The sequence below is a fragment of the Streptomyces sp. NPDC097619 genome, assembly GCF_040302735.1.
GTDB lineage: Bacteria > Actinomycetota > Actinomycetes > Streptomycetales > Streptomycetaceae > Streptomyces.
The window spans coordinates 1-17,958 of record NZ_JBEOSD010000012.1 but is presented as its reverse complement, the minus strand read 5'-3'; the positions used below and the strand labels follow the sequence as shown (position 1 = coordinate 17,958).

Genomic DNA, 17,958 nt, shown 5'->3' with positions numbered 1-17,958 from the left:
CCTACCGTGTCGCCCCATGTCTTCCACGGATCACCACCCGGCCGCCCTGCCCCCGCTCGACCCCCACCGCCTCGCCGCCGTCCGCGGACAACTCGGCCTGACCACCGGTCAAGTGGCCTGGGCCGTCGCGGCCTACCGGGGCCGCCCCCTGCACCCGGCCCTGATCACCGACTGGGAACAAGGCCGGGCGCACCCCCGACCCGACGAGGTCGAGGCCCTCGCCGCCGCCCTCTGGTGCGCCCCCGCCGACCTGGTCGGGGAACCCCGCACCCTGCTCGAATGCCGGACCGTCGCGGGACTGACCCCGGCGGAGGCCGCGGCCGCGACCGGGCTGCCCCAGCACCGCTACCTGGAGGCCGAGGCCCGCAACCGCTGGCGCGGAACGGCCGAGCAGACCGCCGGAATGGTGGCGGCCCTGCGGCCCCCGCCCGCCGTGTACGTGGCCGCCTGCGGTCTGACCGGCAAGGTCCGGATCATGGTGCGGGAGGCGGTCACCGGCTGGTGGCCCCATCACCTGCGCGCCCTGCACCGGCTGGTCCCCGTCGAGGCCCACCTGCTCGAACGCGCCCTCGGCCTGCTGCACGACGCCTACCAGCGGCTCCAGGCCGAGGCGGAGGCCGGCGACACCGCCCGGGCGACGGACGCCGAACTGCGGGCCGTCGCCTTCCTGGACCGGATCGACGCGCACCTGTGGCAGGCCCTCCGGGACTCCGCCGCCTGACCGCGCGACCGTCCCGTGCGGCCTGAACCCGACCCGGATGGCCGGTTCTTGACAGAACCATGAAAGCGTGAGGAACTGATCCGGCCCGGGCCGCACCGGTGCCGCAGCCCCGTCCCGTGGACCGGACGGTGAGCGGTTCCCGCCCGACGGCTCCCCGCCGGGGGACACGATCCCCGCTCCGGCCGCCGTCACCCGCCGCCCGCGCCCGCACCTCCCGCTCCTTCCCGCTCGTTCCCGGATCCCGGCCCCGCTCGTGCCGGTTCCCGGACAGTGGCGCGCCCCCGTCCGGGCCGCGCCACCGCGAGGCGGTCCGGACCGGTACCCGTCCCGTACCGGTCGCGATTCCGCACAGCCGCACAGCCGCACAGCCGCGCAGCCGCACGGTCACGTGGCCGTACGGCTGCGTGTCCGCCCCCCCCGCATCCGTCTTCCTCGATTCCGACCGCGCCGGTCGGCCGGTCACGCCTGCCGTCGTGCCCGTCCGTCGGTCCGTCCACCCGCGCTTCCCAGGAGAAGTCCCGTGCCCGAGCCCGAAGACCACGAGCCGACCCCCGGCGCCACCCCCGGCGACACCCCCCTCGGCGACAACGCCCCCGCCGGCCCCGCCACCGAGGCGAAGCATCCCGTCGACCAGACCCTGCCGCCGGGCAAGCTGATCGGCGCCGGCCTCCAGCACGTGGCCGCCATGTACGCCGGGGTGGTCGCCCCGCCGCTGGTCGTCGGCATCGGGGTGGGACTGTCCACCGCCGAGATCGCCTTCCTCATGAGCGCCAGCCTGTTCACCTCCGGAATCGCCACCCTCCTCCAGACCATCGGCTTCTGGAAGGTCGGAGCCCGGCTCCCCTTCATCAACGGGGTGTCCTTCGCGGGCGTCGCCCCGATGCTCGCGATCGCGAAGGCGGAGGGCCCCGAGGACGCCCTGCCGGTCATCTACGGCGCCGTGATCGTGGCCGGGATCTTCGGTTTCCTGCTCGCCCCCTGGTTCTGCAAGCTCATCCGCTTCTTCCCACCGGTGGTCACCGGGACCGTCATCACCCTCATCGGTGTCTCCCTGCTGCCGGTCGCCTTCAACTGGTCCCAGGGCGGCAACCGCCAGGCCGACGACTACGGCAGCCTCGCCAACATCGGCCTGGCCGGCCTGAGCCTGCTCATCACCGTCGTGCTCCGACGCCTGCTCACCGGCTTCCTCAAGCAGATCGCCATCCTCCTGGGGCTCGTGATCGGCACCCTCGTCGCCCTGCCCCTGGGCCTGGCCGACTTCAGCGGGGTCGGCGACGCCGACCTGATCGGCTTCCCCACCCCGTTCCACTTCGGCGCACCCCAGTTCGCGGTCGCGGCCATCATTTCCATGTGCGTGGTCATGCTGGTCTCGATGACCGAGTCCACCGCCGACGTCCTCGCCCTCGGGGAGATCGTCGAGCGCCCGGCCGACGAGAAGACCCTCGCCGCCGCACTCCGCGCCGACGCCCTCGGCACCGCGGTCAGCCCCTTCTTCAACGGCTTCGCCGCCAGCGCCTTCGCCCAGAACGTCGGACTCGTCGCCATCACGAAGGTCCGAAGCCGCTTCGTCGTGGCCGCCGCCGGCGGCATCCTGATCCTGCTCGGACTCTGCCCCGTCCTCGCCTCGCTCGTCGCCCTCATCCCGCAGCCCGTCCTCGGCGGCGTCGGCATCGCCCTCTTCGGCACGGTCGCGGCCAGCGGCATCCAGACCCTCGTGACCGCGGCCCTCGAACGCGGGGACAACGTCCTCATCGTCGCGATCTCGCTGGGCGTCGGACTCGTGCCGGTGGCGGCCCCGGACTTCTACCACGCCTTCCCCGAAGGCGCCCGCATCATCCTGGACTCCGGCATCAGCACCGGCTGCGCCGCCGCCGTCCTGCTCAACCTCGCCTTCAACCACCTGGGCCGCGGGAAGGCCGCGCAGGAGGAGCCGCGGATACCCGCCGCCCACCCGGTGCACTGACGGCAGGGCCCGACCTGGGCAAGGCCCGACCGGGGCAGGGGTCGACCGGGCGGGGCCCGAGCCGCGGTCACGGCCGGTAGACCAGCTCCATCCCGATCGCGGTGATCGCCGCCCACACCCCGATGCCGAGCAGCCACATCGCGTCGAGGGCCGCGCCGGCGGCGAACAGCACCGCACCGGCCGCCGCCAGGACGAGCACGGTCCGGCGGATGCCGCGGTCGGGACGCCAGTCAACGGTCACGTGCAGAGAATCCCGTCGGCCCGCCCCCCGGGGCAAGGGGCCGACGGGATTCCTGACGGTGTCTTGACGCGGATCAGCGCCCGACATCCGCACGGGTCGGCCGCGGCGACGGCGCGTCCGCCGTGAGCCGGAACCGCAGCCGGCAGATCACCGCGTCCGTGTCCCGGCGGACGGCCCGGGCCACCACCGCGCCCCGCTGGTTCTGCAACAGCCGCTGCCACAGCCGCGCCGGCTCCGCCTCCGGGATCAGCACGGTGACCTGCGCGTCCGGCCTGCTCCGCACCAGCCCGCGCACGTACGCCGCCACGGGCCGGCCCAACGACCGACTCTCCGGGTACAGTTCGACCAGATCCACCCCGGGATTCCACAACTCCCAGTCGCGCCGCAGGGCTTCGGCGCCCCGACGGTCCTCGGGAGAAGGGTGCGTGACGGTCACCGCGACCACCTCGTCCCCCAGCGACCGCGCCGCCGTCAGGGCCCGACCGGTCAGCAGGGACAGACCGGAGACGGGTACGACCACCAGCGAGCGGGCACCCCGAGGTCGGTCCGGGACCCGGCCCAGCTCCAGGCGGTCCCCGATCGTCGCGTACGCCCCGTGCACCCGCTCGAAACCGAGGACCAGCAACGGCAGCGCCAGCACGATCAGCCACGCGCCCTCGGTGAACTTCGTGGCGGTGACCACCAGCGCCGACACCCCGGTCAGCAGGGCGCCGCACCCGTTCAGCACCGCCTTCGCCCGCCACCCGCGGGGCCGTTCCCCGTACCAGTGCCGCACCATCCCCACCTGGCAGATCGTGAAGCCGACGAACACACCGATCGCGAAGAGCGGCACCAGGGCGTTCGTGTCGCCGCCCGACACCGCCAGCAGCACCGCCGAGACCAGCGCCAGGGCGAGCACCCCGTGCCGGTGCACCTGCCGGTCGGCCTTCAGGGCGAAGACGTGGGGCAGGTGGTTGTCCCGGGCCAGCAGGGCCATCAGGACGGGCAGCCCGCCGAAGGAGGTGTTCGCGGCCAACGCCAACAGCACCATCGTGGCGAACTGCACCACGTAGAAAGCGAGGTTGTGGCCGAACGAGGCGTCCGCGAGCTGCGCCAGCACGGTCACGCCCTCCACCGGCCGGAGGTGGAACCGCCCGATGAGCAGCGACAGCCCGATCAGCATCACCCCGAGCAGCGCGCCGAGCGCGACCTCGGTGCGCTGCGCCCGGCGCGCCGCCGGAGCCCGGAACGACGGCACCGCGTTCGCCACGGCCTCCACGCCCGTCAGCGCCGAGCACCCGGCCGCGAACGCCTTCAGGAGCAGGAGGGCGCCCACGGCCGTCGCCCCGTCGCCCAGCGCCGAGGCGTGGCCTTCGGCGGAGGCGGTGCTCACGGGCCCGTCCCGGAGGAGCCCGACGACCACCATGGTCAGGATCGACCCGACGAACACGACCGTCGGCACCAGGAACGCCTTCGCGGAGTCGACCACCCCGCGCAGGTTCACCGCCGTGACCAGCACCAGCACGCCCAGGCAGAGCCACACCCGGTCCCCGTACAGGGCGGGGAAGGCCGAGGTCAGGGCGGCCACGCCGGCCGTCACGGACACGGCCACGTTCAGCACGTAGTCCAGGACCAGGGAGGCCGCCGCCACCAGGCTCGTACGGCGCCCCAGGTGGCGCTTGGCCACGGCGTAGGAGCCGCCGCCGTCGGGGAAGGCCGCGATGACCTGCCGGTAGGAGGCCACCAGGACCGCGAGGAGCGCGGCGATCGCCAAGGTCACGGGGAGGGTGAAGCCGAGTCCGTACGCCCCGGCCGCGGTCAGCACCAGCACGATGGCCTCCGGCCCGTACGCCACCGAGGCCATCGCGTCCAGGGAGAGGGCGGCCAGCCCCTGGAGCGCGGTCAACCGGTGCCGGTCGCCGCCCTCCGCGACGGAGGCACGCCCGCTCGCGAGACGGGTGTCGGTCGGGTCGGTCGGGTCGGTGGGGTCGGTCGGGGCGCCGGTATCAGGGGGTTCCTCCGCCCCGGGGGCGGAGTCGGGGTCGGCGGCCTTCGGCTTGCGCAGGTGCGTGGACATCTTCGGTGGTTCCTCCGTGGGACAAGGTGAGGACAGCGTCCGCGCGGCGGGACCGCCCCGCCAGACTCCTTGGCGCTCTCCATACGGCCGTGCCGCCGGTCTTCACGCGCCTTTGACACCGAAGCCCTGCCGACGGCGGCGCCTACGCCGATGGACACGTGGACGGACGGCCATGGTCATGGCGGTGCCGCGACCCCCGTCAGGGAAGCGTCAAGAAGCGCCGCGCCCCCGTATGGACCCCGTCAAGGCGGCACCACGGAAGGAAGAGGGCGGGGTTGGCTGGTTCCCTACCCGCCGGTCCCCGCCGGCGGGCACCGATCAGGAAGAAGAAGAGTCCGGACATGGGACGCGGCAAGCTCCGCATCTACCTCGGCGCGGCCCCGGGCGTCGGCAAGACGTACGCGATGCTCTCCGAGGCGCACCGCCGGGTCGAACGGGGCACCGACTGCGTCGTCGGCTTCGTCGAGCACCACGGCAGGCCCCGCACCGAGGTGATGCTGCACGGCCTGGAACTCGTCGAACGGCGCGAACTGGAGTACCGGGGAACGGTGTTCACCGAGATGGACGTCGAGGCCATCCTCGCCCGCCGGCCCGCCGTGGTCCTCGTGGACGAGCTCGCCCACACCAACGTGCCGGGCTCCCGCAACGCCAAGCGGTGGGAGGACGTGGAGGAACTCCTCCGCGCGGGCATCGACGTGGTCTCCACCGTCAACATCCAGCACCTGGAATCCCTCGGCGACGTGGTGGAGTCCATCACCGGGGTCCGGCAGCGGGAGACCGTCCCCGACGAGGTGGCCCGGCGGGCCGACCAGATCGAACTGGTCGACATGTCCCCGCAGGCCCTGCGCCGCCGGATGGCCCACGGCAACGTCTACCGGCCCGACAAGGTCGACGCTGCCCTCTCCAACTACTTCCGGCCGGGCAACCTGACCGCCCTCCGCGAGCTCGCCCTGCTGTGGGTCGCCGACCGGGTGGACGAGTACCTGCGCGAATACCGGGGCGAGCACGACATCCGCTCCACCTGGCAGGCCCGCGAACGCATCGTCGTCGGCGTGTCCGGCGGCCCGGAGGGCCGCACCCTGATCCGCCGGGCCGCCCGGCTCGCCGAGAAGGGCGCGGGCGGCGAGGTCCTCGCCGTGTACATCGCCCGCAGCGACGGCCTGACCTCGGTCTCCCCGAAGGAACTGGCCGTCCAACGCACCCTGGTCGAAGGACTCGGGGGCACCTTCCACCACGTCATAGGCGACGACGTGCCCGAGGCGCTGCTCGCCTTCGCCCGCGGCTGCAACGCCACCCAGGTCGTCCTCGGCGTCAGCCGCCGCCGCTCCTGGCAGTCCGTCCTCAGCCCCGGCGTCAGCGCCACCGTGGCCCGGGAATCCGGTCCCGACCTCGACGTCCACATCGTCACCCACGACGAGGCGGCCAAGGGCCGCGGTCTGCCCGTGGCCCGCGGCGCCCGCCTCGGTCGTTCCCGCATCCTGTGGGGCTGGGCCGCCGGAGTCGTCGGCCCGGCCGTGCTGGCCGTCCTGCTCAGCAACCTCGTGCCCGACCTCGGGCTCGCCAACGACATGCTGCTGTTCCTCACGTGCACGGTCGCGGCCGCCCTCCTCGGTGGTCTGCTGCCCGCGCTGGCCTCGGCGGCCTTCGGCTCCCTGCTGCTGAACTACTTCTTCACCCCGCCGCTGCACCGGCTGACGGTCTCCGACCCGAAGAACATCGTCGCCATCGTCATCTTCATCGGCGTGGCCGTCTCCGTGGCCTCCGTGGTGGACCTGGCGGCCCGCCGCACCCACCAGGCGGCCCGGCTGCGCGCCGAGTCCGAGATCCTCTCCTTCCTCGCGGGCAGCGTCCTGCGCGGCGAGGACTCCCTGCCCGCCCTCCTCGAACGCCTCCGCGAGACCTTCGGGATGCGCTCCGTGGTCCTGCTGGAACGCGCGGGCGAGGTGGAGCCCTGGACCACGGCCGCGGCCGTCGGCCCCGACCCGGTGGCCAGACCCGAGGACGCCGACGTCGACCTGCCCATGGGCGACCACATGGCGCTCGCCCTCAGCGGCCGGGTCCTGCCCGCCGAGGACCGCCGGGTCCTCGGCGCGTTCGCCGCCCAGGCCGTGGTCGTCCTGGACCGGCAGCGCCTCAGGGACGAGGCCGCGAGGTCCCGTGGGCTCGCGGAGGCGAACCGCATCCGCACCGCGCTGCTGGCCGCCGTCAGCCACGACCTGCGGACCCCGCTCGCCGGCATCAAGGCGTCCGTCAGCTCGCTGCGCTCCGCCGACGTGGAATGGTCCGAGGAGGACCGCGCGGAACTCCTCGAAGGCATCGAGGACGGGGCCGACCGGCTCGCCGCCCTCATCGGCAACCTCCTCGACATGTCCCGCCTCAACACCGGGACCGTCGCACCCCTCATCCGGGAGACCGACCTCGACGAGGTGGTCCCGATGGCCCTCGGCGGCCTCCCCGAGGACGGCATCGCCCTCGACATCCCGGAGACCCTGCCCATGGTCGCCGTCGACCGCGGCCTCCTGGAACGGGCCGTCGCCAACATCGTCGAGAACGCCGTCAAGTACAGCCCGCCCGGACAGCCCGTCCACGTCACCGCCAGCGCCCTCGCCGACCGGGTCGAACTCCGCGTGGTCGACCGCGGCCCCGGCGTCCCCGACGAGGCCAAGGCCCGCATCTTCGAACCCTTCCAACGCCACGGAGACGCCCCGCGGGGCGCCGGCGTCGGACTGGGCCTCGCCGTCGCCCGCGGCTTCACCGAGGCCGTCGGCGGCACCCTCACCGCCGAGGACACCCCCGGCGGCGGCCTCACCATGGTCATCACCCTGCCCCGCGCGGGCGAGGGCCCCCCGGTCCCCCGCACCTGCCGACGAGCGCGGTGACCTGACAATCGCCGGGCCCGGGCGCACGGGAGTTGTGGGTGCGGCCGTTGCTCGGGGGGTCAGGCTGTTCTGAGGCGTTCGAGGAATTCGGGTACGCCGTCCACGGATCGGTACGGCGCGAAGCCGGGCGCGAGTTCGCGGACGAGGGTGACGCAGCGGTCGGCGCCGATGCGGGTGGCGAGGTCGAGGGACTCGGTGCCGACCGCGAGGGCCTGGTCGACTTCGCCGGCCTTGAGGAGGCTGCGGGCCTCGTAGGTGCGGAACACTCCGCGGGTCTTGTCCCGGGTCCGAGGGAGCAGGTTCAGGCCCTGCTCGATGAGGTGTCGGGCTTCGTCGGTTCGGCCCAGGTCCAGGAGACACTGGCCGGAGTCCACGGCGAGGTCCGCGGTGCTCATCCACCGGCACCACCCGGGGGCGGGGTCGGGGGAGTCGGTCAGGAGCGAGTTCTCGGCGGCGGTGAGATCGCGGTGGCAGTCGGTCGCGTTTCCCAGGGCCGCGTGGGCGCGGGCCCGTCGCAGGTGCAGCAGGGAGCGGGCCGTGGGGTGGCGGGTGTGGATGAGGGCCTGGCTGAGCGGTTCGACGGCGGTGGCGGGCTGACCGAGCCAGATGGACTGGTAGGCGAAGTCGGAGAGGACCCCGGCTCCGAGGTCGCGGTTTCGGGCGGTGTGGGCGTTGGTGAGGGCCGCGTTCCACAGTTTGCCCGCGGCGTAGTGGTGGCCCTGGTCGAAGCGGTACCAGCCGCAGGTGCCGGCCAGAGAGGCGGCGAGGAGATGCAGGCGGGTGCCGACGGGCTCGCTGTAGCGGGCGTCTTCCAGCAGGTCGGTGACGGTCGCCAGGTGGGCGTCCAGCAGCTTGATGGTGTGCTGGCGCTGTTCGGTGGGCAGCGCCGTGAGCCGGGCGCTGGTCTCTTCCAGCCAGTCGACGAGGTCGGTGTCGACGCGTTTGCCCGCGAGGGCGGTGGTGAGGCGTTCGGGTTCGAGGGTGGCCCATTGGGAGGCCAGGCCGGCGAGGGCGAGGGCGCTGTAGGTGAGGAAGGTTCGACGTTCGCGGTCCATTGCGGCTCTCTGTGCGTCTCGTAGTGCTTGGACGGTGTACGCCGCCCCGAGCGGGGTCGGGTCGTCACGGCCAGGGAGCCAGTGGGGCCAGGGGTACCGCTCCAGGTCGGAGATCGGCACGTCGAAGGCGTCCGCCAGGAGGAGGCGGGATTCGAGGGTCGGCGTCTTGCGGCCGTTTTCCCACCTGCTGACGGCCGTCTTGTCGACGCCGGAGCGGAGACCTTCCGGCCGCGTCGCGGCGGCGCGGTGCAGCCGGGCCACCAGGTCGGTCTGGGACCAGCCGCGCAGGGTGCGGGCGTAGGCGAGGGGGTGCCGGATCGGATCGTCCACGCCTCTCATCCCATCATCCGCAGTGACGGGCAGACTACCGCGCGTGCGGGCGGGACAACCCCGAGACAACGGCCAACGCCTATGTTTCGGGCGTGAGTTGGCGGTGTACTCGTCATGCCCCGCCGTGTTCCTCCCACAAGGGGACGGAGATCGGGCGCAACCGGACGGGTTCGATCACCGCCCGAGACGCCCGGCTTCCTCCGCGGGAGGCCGTCGAGGGCGCATCCGCAACCACATCACCGAAAGGACAGCCCCATGACCCAGCGTGTCGATGTCGAGGACCTGACGCGCCGCCTGGACCACTCGGTCCCCGACGGCGTGTTCGAACCGAAGACGGGCGTGGAGTCGCTGACGCGTCGCCTGGACCACTCCGTCCCCGACGGCGTCTTCGAGCCGGAGCGGCCCGCGCTCTGAGCCCTGACCGTGACCTGACGCCGTCTCGATGACGGTCGGGCGGGTCGGCCCCGGGAACCGCGTCCCGGGGCCGACCCGCCCCCTCCCGAGCACCACCGGCGCGCGCCGCACACCAGAGGAGTCCATCGTGTTGACCACCATCCCCACCCGAGTCGAGTCCGGCTCCTTGTTCGACCTCGATCGCAACGACCCTTCCCTGACCCGCCTGCGCGAGGAGGGCGCCGAGTGGGCCATCCCGTTCGCGCTGATGGAGAAGCTGGTGAAAACCGGAGCGCCCTACGCCGAGCACGCCCGCACGCTGCGCAGTGACCGGGTCCGGGTTGCCGGGGCCTGCTTCGACTGGCTCGACGACGACCTGCCTCCGGCGATCGCGTCGGAGATCAACCTCACCGACTACTCGATCCTGAAACACACCCCGGAGCGCCGTGAGGCGCTGACGCAGGCCCTGGAGAGGCTGGCCGCGGCCCACCCCGAGGACTTCTCCCGGGTGCGGGAGTTCGTCCGGGCCCTGTTGTGGGTGGGCGTCAAGCCCGGGACGGCCGCCGCTTCCCTGACCAGCTCCAGCGACCCCGCGCTGCCCTACGTGATCGTGTTCTCCGAGAAGGCCCGGCACCACATCCCCCCGAACACCGTCGACACGGAGCCCTCCGGCCTCTTCCTCGCGGAGAACCTGCTCCACGAAGCCGTTCACCAGTCGGTCAGCTTCCACGTGCTGCAACATCCGGTCTTCGTCCAGGGGTACTCCTCCCGGACCTCACCCAAGATCGAGATAGCGTGGCGTGCCGCGCAAGGGGTGGCCCGCAACCAGTTCTGGGAGGTGGACCGGGCCTTCCACGCGACGTGCGTCTACAACCGGCTCCTCAGGTTCCGCCGCACCGAACTCGACCGCGACGACCTGGCCGCCCACGAGCGCAAGGGATTCCAGGACGCCTACGCCGAAGGCCTCCCGGCCGTCCGCTACCTCATGGACCGGCTCGAAGACCACACGGCGCACTTCACCGAGCACGGCCAGGCCCTGTTGGCCGGGCTCCGCCACGAGACCGACCAGGTGTGACCCGGGCCGCCGGGACCACCACCGAACACGGGAGAGACGTGTGCTCCAACACCTCATCGCCCAGGACGAACACCTGCGCATGGTCCCCACCGACCGCGACCAGCTGACAGCCGCCGTCGCCGGGATGCGCGAAGACCTCCGGGCCCCAACCGCCGGCAACGACCCGGAGCGGACCCGGATGCTGGCCCGGTGGGTCGGTATCGGGCTGGTCACCCTGGGCGACCCCGGCGACGCCCTCGCCTTCCTGCGGCAGGCCCTCGACCTGGCCACCGCCGGCGGGAACACCCGGGCCGCCATCGCCACCGAACTCAACCTCGGCGACGCCTACCGCTACGCCGGCCATCCACAGACCGCCGACTCGCTCTACCACCGAGCGCTGGACGCCGCCCGCGACCAGCACCCCGAACTCCTCGACTTCGCCCTCCAACACCTCGGCAAACACCTCATGGAACAGGGCGACCTCACCGCCGCCCGCACTCACCTGCTCGAAGCCCGGCGACTACGGACCGCCAAGGGAGAGGCCGGGCTGATCGAGTCCACACAGGCAGCCCTGGACCACGTCGAACTCCTGATCAAGCAGACGGGCCCCGATTCCTTCACCGCGACAGACGTCGAAGACGAGACGGCACAGCGGGCCGAACAGTGGACGGCCTGGCTCCAGGCACACACCACGACCCGGACCCGCCAGGGCCGGAACGAAGCATTCCCCGCCCTCCGAGACCCCGTATCCCGGCTCACCGCACACCAACTGCTGCGCCCCGTCACTCTGCAGGGCGGGTCTTTCCCCGCGGAGCTGATCGAGGCGATGGCAGTGGAGGCGGAGAGGGTCTTGGCCGGTGGCGGCTACCTCCACAACGGGAAGCGGAACGCGGCTGTCGGCGACGCCGCGAACCGCTTCGCCGGGCAGGTCGACCTCGCCGCTGTCGTGAAGCGGTCCACCGGCCTGGAAGTCGAGCAGCCGCACGGCGGCGTCTACATCGGCTACACGGCGGCAGGCCAGTTCCTCGACTTCCACGTCGATGAGTCGGGCTTCGGCGAGGTCAACCTGATCCTGTGCCTCACGCACCGCCGGCCCGCCACAGCCGCGACCGTCAGCACCACCGTGTTCCTCGGCCCCGACGGCTACACCGAGTACGACCTCACACCGGGGGAGGGCCTCCTCTTCGACGGAGCGGCGACCCCACACGGCCGAACGCCCCTCGCCGCCGGGGAACAGGTCACCCTCGTCAGCCTCGGCTTCCGGGAGCGCGACCGAACCGCGCGACCCGCCGCACGCGTCCCGCCCGGACCGGATCAGCCCCGGTCGGACCTGTCAGGTCGGCTTGTGCGCCGGATCAGGGACCAGTCCGACGTATCGGATTGATTCACGCCCGGGACGCGGTTGTGCAACAACGCCGCACGGCGCGAACCTGCTGTTCGGCGGAGCCCGTGGGGCTTGGCACCACGTCAGGTCCGTTACATCACAGGTGGTTCCGGACCCACCCCACCCCTCCAGGGAGCGCGCGTCCACCGGACACGGGCAGCGCCGCCGATCACCGCCAGAGGAGGACGGCATGCCGATGAGTGACGACGAGATCCGCATCGCAAACGAGCTGCGCGAGCGTCAGGAACGCGAGCACGCGGAGTTCACGGCCAGGCAGGAGGCCGAGTACCAGGCGCGCGTCGAGGAAGAGAGCCGCCGCAGGGCCGCTGAGCAGCCGCGCTCCGGGCCCACCTGGTAGGGCTCGTTTCCCGGCGGGTAGGTGGCAGGCTGCGGCTGCGTGCAGGCCGTGGCCTGCCATTCCTCGGACCTGGGAGAAGGGCGGAATTGAGGCTGGCCGTGTCGGTCGTACGGCCTGTTGGGTTCCTGAACACAAGGGGTGCCGGTCACGGTGGTCTGCCGTGTCATGGACAGGGGGATAATGGGGCGCCAAGAGAAACCACTGGATCCGGCGGGCGGTCCGGTCACGGAGTTCGCGACCGCCCTGCGCACGCTGCCGGTGGTCATGGCGTTTGTGGGGGCCTGCGGCGGGGATCCGGAGCGATGGCGGAGCCGTTGGGAGCAGGCGACGAAGTCGATGGCGGCGCTGGGCCCTTGGGGTCCCGGCCGCCCTCACTCTCCTGTTCGTACCGGCAGTCGCTGGGCCGGGGTGCTGCCCGCGCGTCGCCGGAGGCGGGGCTTCGGGGTGAGGGCGGGTATGGGCGCCGACGGGCTCTGTATTCATGGGTAATGGAGTCGACAAACCTACAATTTCATGGAGTGGGGCGGGGACACCTTTGATTCATGGCAAGGTGGCGCTGCGGGTGGCAGTGCGCGGATCGGGCGCGCTGTTCACGGCGGGCTGCGGCACCGGCAGCGACCACGCGGCCGGCAGTGCGGCGCGAGGGGCGGCGTGGCCCTCCACTCCCGCGCCGGACGCCGCCCTCCTGCGGGCTTCGGGGGAGCGCGGCCGGACCGCGGGCGAGCGGCGGCGGAAGGGCGCTGTCACCGAGACCCGACTCACGAACGGCGCCCGGAGCCTCATGGCCAGGCTCACCGAGCTCGACCGCGTCTACAACCCCCTGCCGGCCGCCCACCACGAGAGCCGCGCCGCTGACGTGCCCGCCCCGGCCGCCCCGGCCGACCAGGGGAGGCGCCCGTGACCGCCGTCGATCCCGGGAGCGGCTTCGACCTGGAGCAGTGGGCCGAGGACGTGGCACGGCTCGCCGGGGTCGTGGACCGCGGCTTCGAGGCCGTGCACGGCTTCGCGCCGGACGGCCACCGGATGGTCCCGGCCGGGCCCGAGGAGGCCGCCGGCATGACCGCCCGGCTGCGGGAGGCCGGTGCGCATCCCTCTGCCGAAGCCTTCTGGTCCCGTTTCTCCGCCGTCGAACTCCCCGACCTTGACAACGGGTTGTGGCTCGGCGACGCCGACCTCGTGCCCCGCGACCGCCCCACCCGGCTGACCGGGGCGGTCCAGGACGTGGTGACGGGCCTCGGCACGGACGGCGGCGGTGCCCACTACGCGTTGAGTGCCACGACAGGCCGCGTGTACCACTTGGTGGCGGTGGTGCCGGAGCCGGACGGCTCGCTGGAGGTGGCCGACCGCTGCCACTCGGTCGCCGCACCGCACCTGTGGCACTTCCTGGCGGACCGGCTGGCCGCTCTGGCCGAGGCAGCCGCCTTCGTCGCCGCTCGCACCGCCGACTGACCGTCCGGACCTGACCGTCCGGACCTGACCGTCCGGGCCGACTGCGGCCGGTTCAGGAGCAGAAGACCTCGCGCGCCGCGTCCGCGCCCTTGTTCCAGCCGTCGGTGAAGGCCGCGTTCGCGGACGCCGGAGGCTTGGCCGTGCAGCTCTCGTTGACGGCGTCCCAGCCGGCCGTGATCCCGGCCTTGTAGGTGGTGCCGGGCCCGACGCTGGGTTCCGGACCGCCGGTGCACGGGATGGTGGTACCGCCCTGCGTGATGGCGTAGCGGTCGTCGGCCTTGTTGCCGATGCGGAAGGAGCCGCCGTCGGGCACGTCGAAGTCGGTGGCGGGAGCGGTCGGCGACGACAGCTGGGCCTCACCCCGCGTGAACCCCTCGCCCTCGATGGTGACCCGCTCCACCTGGTCGGGGTCCGAGACGGTGCAGGTGGCCGCCGGGGCGGCCGCGTACGCGGCCGGCGCCGTGACGAGCGCCGAGACGCCCAGTGCGATGGCGGCGGCTGCGGCAGTGGTGCGCGCGCGTCGGTGCATGGTGCTTCTCCTCGTCCCTCATCCCGCGTCGCTCCATCGTCCCCCGCCTGCTACGGCGTGTCGACCGGACGGGTGAACAGCACGGGCCCGCACCCGGCCTGCTTGCCGGACCGACTCGACTGCCGGCCGGGGGAGCACACGGCTCGACGAGACGGCCGCGGTGCGGGGCCGGCGACCTGGCGTGAACCCGCCGGCCGAGGGCGGTGGCCCCCCGGAGCGAGCAGAGTCGGATCGGGCACCACGAGGCCCGCCATGTCGTGTCGGACCGTGACGGAGCGGGCATGCCCTGGGCAGGGCGAGGTGGTCACAGGTGAGTGGTCACGGGGAGTGGCCACAGGGGGTGGGCGATGACGAAGCTCGGTGCAGGGGCACTGCTCCTGGTCTGCTACCTCGACGTTGTCGCTGTTCTCGCGATCGGGGACTGGCTCTCCGACGTGGGTCCTCTCTTGCTCTTCGGCAGCCCGGTCGCCTTCGGTACGGGGTTCGTGGCTCAGGCTGCACACGACGTCCATCGGCGCGACTCGGAGCGCGGCACGCCTCCGTAGGGCCCGAGTCGCATGACAACGAAGCTGGATCAGCCGACATCGAAGGCGGAGTCAGCGGCCGGGCGTGGTTCTGGAGGACCCCGCTCGGCTACCCCAGGGCCTGGAACGCGCCCGCGGCTTCGAGGAGCGTGGTGTCGGCGTGGTGGCGGGCGACGAGCTGGAGCCCGACGGGTACGCCGGCCGGGGTGAAGCCCGCGGGGAGGGTGATCGCGGGGTGGCCGGAGAGGTTGAAGGCCCAGGTGAGGGCCACGTTCATGCGGGAGCCCGGCCCGTCGTGCCCGTGGGGCGGGTGCGGGGTCGTGGGAGTGGCCACGAGGTCGACCTGCTGGAAGGTGTCCTCCAGGACCCGGGTGTTGTGCCGGAGGAGGGCGTCGGTGTGGTGGTCGGCGGTGCCGCTGCGGAGGGCGGTCCAGGCAGGAGCCGGGTCGCGGAGGTGCACCGGGTGGTCGACGAGCTCGCACAGGCCCGCGCGGCTGATCCGGCGGAGGGCCCGCAGGGCGCTGACGGCGATGTCCCGGTCGGTGTCGGCGTAGCCGAGGGTGGGGCTCCACAGCACTCGCGGGGTCCGGCCGGACGTGGCCGGGGCGGTGGTGGGGACGACGGTGTGGAAGTAGGCGGCGGCGTCGGCGACGGTGCGGGTGAGGACACCGGGGCTGTTCAGCCCGGCCCGGTCCCGGGCGGGGAGGAGGCCGTTGGTGGGCTTGAAGCCGACGACGGCGCACCAGGCGGCCGGGATGCGGACGGATCCCGCTCCGTCGGAACCGGTGGCGAGGGGGACGATGCCGGCGGCGACGGCGGCCGCGGCGCCGGCCGATGAGCCGCCCGGGGACCAGTCGGGGTCGAGGGGGTTGAGGGTGGGGCCCCGGTCGGTGACGCCGTAGGTCTGCCAGGCGGTTCCGGCAGCGGGGACGGAGGTCGCGCCGACCGGCACGCACCCGGCTTCGAGCAGGCGTAGGTTCTGCGGGGACCGGATGCCCTCAAGGCCCTTGACGGCGAAGGGCACCCCGGCCAGGGGCATGTGCACTCCGACGGCGTCGGCGACGGCAGCGTGGGCGTGGGCGTCGGCGACGGCGGCGTCGACTCGTGCGGCCCGGGCCCGGGCCTCCTGCGGCCACCAGGTGGTGAAGGCGCGCAGCTGCTCGTCGCGATCGGCCCCGAAGGCGAGGACCGACTCGACGAGCTCTGTGGCGGTGACCTCGCCTCCGTTGACGAGCCCGGCGATGTCGACTGCGGACCGGCCGAGATGAGCGTGCTGTTCGGTCATGCCGGTCTCCCGATTCGGGGCCCCGGTCGTGCCGGGGCCGGCGGCGCATGTGCTGGTCGGTCCCGGTGCGCTGTGAGGGGTCCGTCCGGCGCCAGGGCTCCGCGGCATTCTCTCAACGCCTCCGAGATGCCGGCCGGTGCGGGAGGTGACGCTACTCGTAGGGTTCACCGTCGGTGCCGGTCCGGCCAGGGAGCCTGTCCTGCACGTGGGCACACCGAGCTCTTCGCCCACCTGCACGGCGACCGCTTCCGCCCCATCGAAGGTCTCGGCCCTGGACCCCGGCACCCTCCACGGTGACAAGTACGCGCTGCGCCCCGTCGGGCACACACCCTCCGCGCGTCTCGCCAGGAACGCGGGGCCGCACGGGGGCCCACGGGCCCCGCACAGGCCGGATCCTGACGCGGTCCTGATGGGCGGCGTCAGAAGCCCGTCAAGGTGGCGCCCGGAGCTTGCCCCCGAGGCCCGGGATGCGCTGGGATGAAGCCATGAACCGCGGTCCGCGCCACGACGACCGGCCACCGCATCCGGTGCCGCCGACGGTGCCCGCTGTCCACCCGGCCCTCTGACACGGGCCGCGTTCCCGCGTACTCCGCCACGGCGCCCGACGCGCCGCTCCGCGCCGCGTACGCGTCATCCCCCATCACCGCACGTCCTGACCGCCGCCGCCCCGTACCGAGGCGGCCGCCGCTCGGGCGTGCCGGCATCCAGGAATCCCACATGTCCTCATCCCTGTCCGGCCGTACCGTGCTCGTCACCGGAGCCACCACCGGCATCGGCTACGAGACCGCCCGGCAGCTCGTCGAACTCGGCGCCACCGTGCTCCTCCACGGCCGCACTCCCGAGGAGGCCCGGGCCGCCGCGGACCGACTCGTCGCCGTCGACGGCGCCGACGCGGCCCTCCTGCGGCCCCTCGCCGCCGACTTCACCCGTCTGGAAGAAGTGGAGCACCTCGCTCACGCCGTGGTCCGTGACCACCCGCTCCTGCACGCGCTCGTGAACAACGCGGGCATCGCGGCCCCGGAGCGCCACACCCTCACCGCCGACGGCAACGAGATCGCCTTCCAGGTCAACTTCCTCGCCCACTACCTGCTGACCGACCTGCTGGAGCCCGCTCTCACCAGCGATCCCGGCGGCCGCGTCGTCAACGTCTCCTCGTCCCTGCACCGTTCGGGCGCCATCCAGTGGAACGACCCGCAGCGCGTGCGCCGTTACTCGCGACTCGCCGCCTACGCGCAGTCCCAGCTCGCCCTGACCGTGTTCGCCGCCGACCCGCGCGTCACCGCGGTCTCCGTGAACCCGGGCGTCTGCCAGACGGGACTCCTCCCGCTCTACGGGTTCGAGGGCGCACCCGCCTCCGAGGGAGCGCGGCACGTCGTACGGCTCTGCGACCCGGCCACCGAGATCGTCAACGGCGCCTACTACGACCGCTCCGAGCACGTCGCCCCGGCCGTCGCGGCCACCGAGGACCGCACGGTCAAGCGCCTCAACAAGCTCGCCGACCTCCTCGTCGGCCACTCGGTCTGAAGGGAGGAACCACCGTGTCCAAGCGCGCACGCAAGAAGAGAACCCGCCGTAAGAAGGGCTCGAACCACGGCAGCAAGCCGGCCTGCTGACACCGCCACCTGCGGGGCGGGCCTCCCCGGAGCCCGGAGCCGCCCTCCTGTTTCTGGGCGGGCGGGACGAAGGGCTTGTAGTTGGCGGCCTTCACGAAGAAGAGGCCGGCGACGATCACGATGA

At 72.9% G+C, this 17,958-nt stretch carries 16 protein-coding genes; 11 read left to right on the top strand and 5 right to left on the bottom strand.

The annotated features are described in order from the left end of the window. Window positions 1-16: 16 nt before the first annotated feature. Together ABTZ17_RS05560 and ABTZ17_RS05555 are read left to right on the top strand one after the other, a co-directional pair. The gene (locus tag ABTZ17_RS05560; RefSeq protein ID WP_352194198.1) at window positions 17-721 is read left to right on the top strand and encodes a helix-turn-helix domain-containing protein; all 705 of its coding nucleotides are present in this window, start codon (window positions 17-19) and stop codon (window positions 719-721) included. Between the two features lie 520 nt (window positions 722-1,241). Further along, window positions 1,242-2,684, top strand: a complete 1,443-nt coding sequence (locus ABTZ17_RS05555) for a nucleobase:cation symporter-2 family protein (protein WP_502994600.1) — start codon at window positions 1,242-1,244, stop codon at window positions 2,682-2,684. Between the two features lie 67 nt (window positions 2,685-2,751). Here ABTZ17_RS05555 and ABTZ17_RS05550 read toward each other — a convergent pair whose 3' ends face one another. Both ABTZ17_RS05550 and ABTZ17_RS05545 read right to left on the bottom strand, forming a co-directional pair. After that, window positions 2,752-2,925 (bottom strand): hypothetical protein, encoded by a 174-nt coding sequence (locus ABTZ17_RS05550; protein WP_352194197.1) that lies wholly within the window; start codon window positions 2,923-2,925, stop codon window positions 2,752-2,754. A 73-nt stretch (window positions 2,926-2,998) separates the two neighbouring features. Further along, the gene (locus ABTZ17_RS05545; RefSeq protein ID WP_352194196.1) at window positions 2,999-4,981 is read right to left on the bottom strand and encodes an APC family permease; all 1,983 of its coding nucleotides are present in this window, start codon (window positions 4,979-4,981) and stop codon (window positions 2,999-3,001) included. Window positions 4,982-5,322: 341 nt separating this feature from the next. Here ABTZ17_RS05545 and ABTZ17_RS05540 point away from each other — a divergent pair, with 341 nt between their 5' ends. Next, window positions 5,323-7,860 carry an ATP-binding protein gene (locus ABTZ17_RS05540; RefSeq protein WP_352194195.1) on the top strand — a complete coding sequence of 846 codons (2,538 nt, stop codon included), beginning with the start codon at window positions 5,323-5,325 and terminating at the stop codon, window positions 7,858-7,860. Between the two features lie 59 nt (window positions 7,861-7,919). Here ABTZ17_RS05540 and ABTZ17_RS05535 read toward each other — a convergent pair whose 3' ends face one another. Next, window positions 7,920-9,245: an NsdA family TPR-like regulatory protein gene (locus tag ABTZ17_RS05535; RefSeq protein ID WP_352194194.1), complete on the bottom strand. Its 1,326-nt coding sequence runs from the start codon at window positions 9,243-9,245 to the stop codon at window positions 7,920-7,922. A 255-nt stretch (window positions 9,246-9,500) separates the two neighbouring features. Here ABTZ17_RS05535 and ABTZ17_RS05530 point away from each other — a divergent pair, with 255 nt between their 5' ends. The 6 genes from ABTZ17_RS05530 (at window position 9,501) to ABTZ17_RS05505 (ending at window position 13,883) form a co-directional block, all read left to right on the top strand. Continuing rightward, on the top strand, window positions 9,501-9,659 hold the full coding sequence (locus ABTZ17_RS05530) for a hypothetical protein (RefSeq protein ID WP_352194193.1): 159 nt from the start codon (window positions 9,501-9,503) through the stop codon (window positions 9,657-9,659). A 127-nt stretch (window positions 9,660-9,786) separates the two neighbouring features. Further along, window positions 9,787-10,713, top strand: coding sequence for a hypothetical protein (locus tag ABTZ17_RS05525; protein ID WP_352194192.1), 927 nt, complete (start codon window positions 9,787-9,789; stop codon window positions 10,711-10,713). Window positions 10,714-10,753: 40 nt separating this feature from the next. After that, the gene (locus tag ABTZ17_RS05520) at window positions 10,754-12,076 is read left to right on the top strand and encodes a tetratricopeptide repeat protein (protein WP_352194191.1); all 1,323 of its coding nucleotides are present in this window, start codon (window positions 10,754-10,756) and stop codon (window positions 12,074-12,076) included. 190 nt (window positions 12,077-12,266) lie between these two features. After that, entirely contained in the window at window positions 12,267-12,434 is a 168-nt protein-coding gene (locus ABTZ17_RS05515; protein WP_352194190.1) for a hypothetical protein, read from the top strand. 562 nt (window positions 12,435-12,996) lie between these two features. Then, complete coding sequence (locus ABTZ17_RS05510; protein ID WP_352194189.1) at window positions 12,997-13,335, top strand: hypothetical protein; 339 nt, start codon at window positions 12,997-12,999, stop codon at window positions 13,333-13,335. Beyond that, window positions 13,332-13,883, top strand: coding sequence for a hypothetical protein (locus ABTZ17_RS05505; RefSeq protein ID WP_352194188.1), 552 nt, complete (start codon window positions 13,332-13,334; stop codon window positions 13,881-13,883). The genes ABTZ17_RS05510 and ABTZ17_RS05505 overlap by 4 nt, the downstream gene beginning before the upstream one ends. Before the next feature lie 52 nt (window positions 13,884-13,935). Here the strand turns inward: ABTZ17_RS05505 and ABTZ17_RS05500 are convergent, their stop codons facing one another. Then, entirely contained in the window at window positions 13,936-14,412 is a 477-nt protein-coding gene (locus ABTZ17_RS05500; protein ID WP_352194187.1) for a hypothetical protein, read from the bottom strand. A gap of 633 nt (window positions 14,413-15,045) precedes the next feature. After that, complete coding sequence (locus ABTZ17_RS05495; RefSeq protein WP_352194186.1) at window positions 15,046-16,221, bottom strand: amidase; 1,176 nt, start codon at window positions 16,219-16,221, stop codon at window positions 15,046-15,048. A gap of 717 nt (window positions 16,222-16,938) precedes the next feature. Here ABTZ17_RS05495 and ABTZ17_RS05490 point away from each other — a divergent pair. Beyond that, on the top strand, window positions 16,939-17,745 hold the full coding sequence (locus tag ABTZ17_RS05490) for an SDR family NAD(P)-dependent oxidoreductase (RefSeq protein WP_352194185.1): 807 nt from the start codon (window positions 16,939-16,941) through the stop codon (window positions 17,743-17,745). Window positions 17,746-17,759: 14 nt separating this feature from the next. After that, a complete protein-coding gene (locus ABTZ17_RS36860; RefSeq protein WP_502994603.1) occupies window positions 17,760-17,834 on the top strand; it encodes a 50S ribosomal protein bL37 in 75 nt (24 codons plus the stop codon). Window positions 17,835-17,958 lie beyond the last annotated feature (124 nt).

What these genes read in the sequence shown, in the direction of transcription:
- ABTZ17_RS05500 (WP_352194187.1), bottom strand. Translation starts at nt 14,412, where the DNA reads ATGCACCGACGCGCGCGCACCACTGCCGCAGCCGCCGCCATCGCACTG.
- ABTZ17_RS05560 (WP_352194198.1), top strand. Translation starts at nt 17, where the DNA reads ATGTCTTCCACGGATCACCACCCGGCCGCCCTGCCCCCGCTCGACCCC.
- ABTZ17_RS05490 (WP_352194185.1), top strand. Translation starts at nt 16,939, where the DNA reads ATGTCCTCATCCCTGTCCGGCCGTACCGTGCTCGTCACCGGAGCCACC.
- ABTZ17_RS05515 (WP_352194190.1), top strand. Translation starts at nt 12,267, where the DNA reads ATGCCGATGAGTGACGACGAGATCCGCATCGCAAACGAGCTGCGCGAG.
- ABTZ17_RS05545 (WP_352194196.1), bottom strand. Translation starts at nt 4,981, where the DNA reads ATGTCCACGCACCTGCGCAAGCCGAAGGCCGCCGACCCCGACTCCGCC.
- ABTZ17_RS05530 (WP_352194193.1), top strand. Translation starts at nt 9,501, where the DNA reads ATGACCCAGCGTGTCGATGTCGAGGACCTGACGCGCCGCCTGGACCAC.
- ABTZ17_RS05495 (WP_352194186.1), bottom strand. Translation starts at nt 16,221, where the DNA reads ATGACCGAACAGCACGCTCATCTCGGCCGGTCCGCAGTCGACATCGCC.
- ABTZ17_RS05540 (WP_352194195.1), top strand. Translation starts at nt 5,323, where the DNA reads ATGGGACGCGGCAAGCTCCGCATCTACCTCGGCGCGGCCCCGGGCGTC.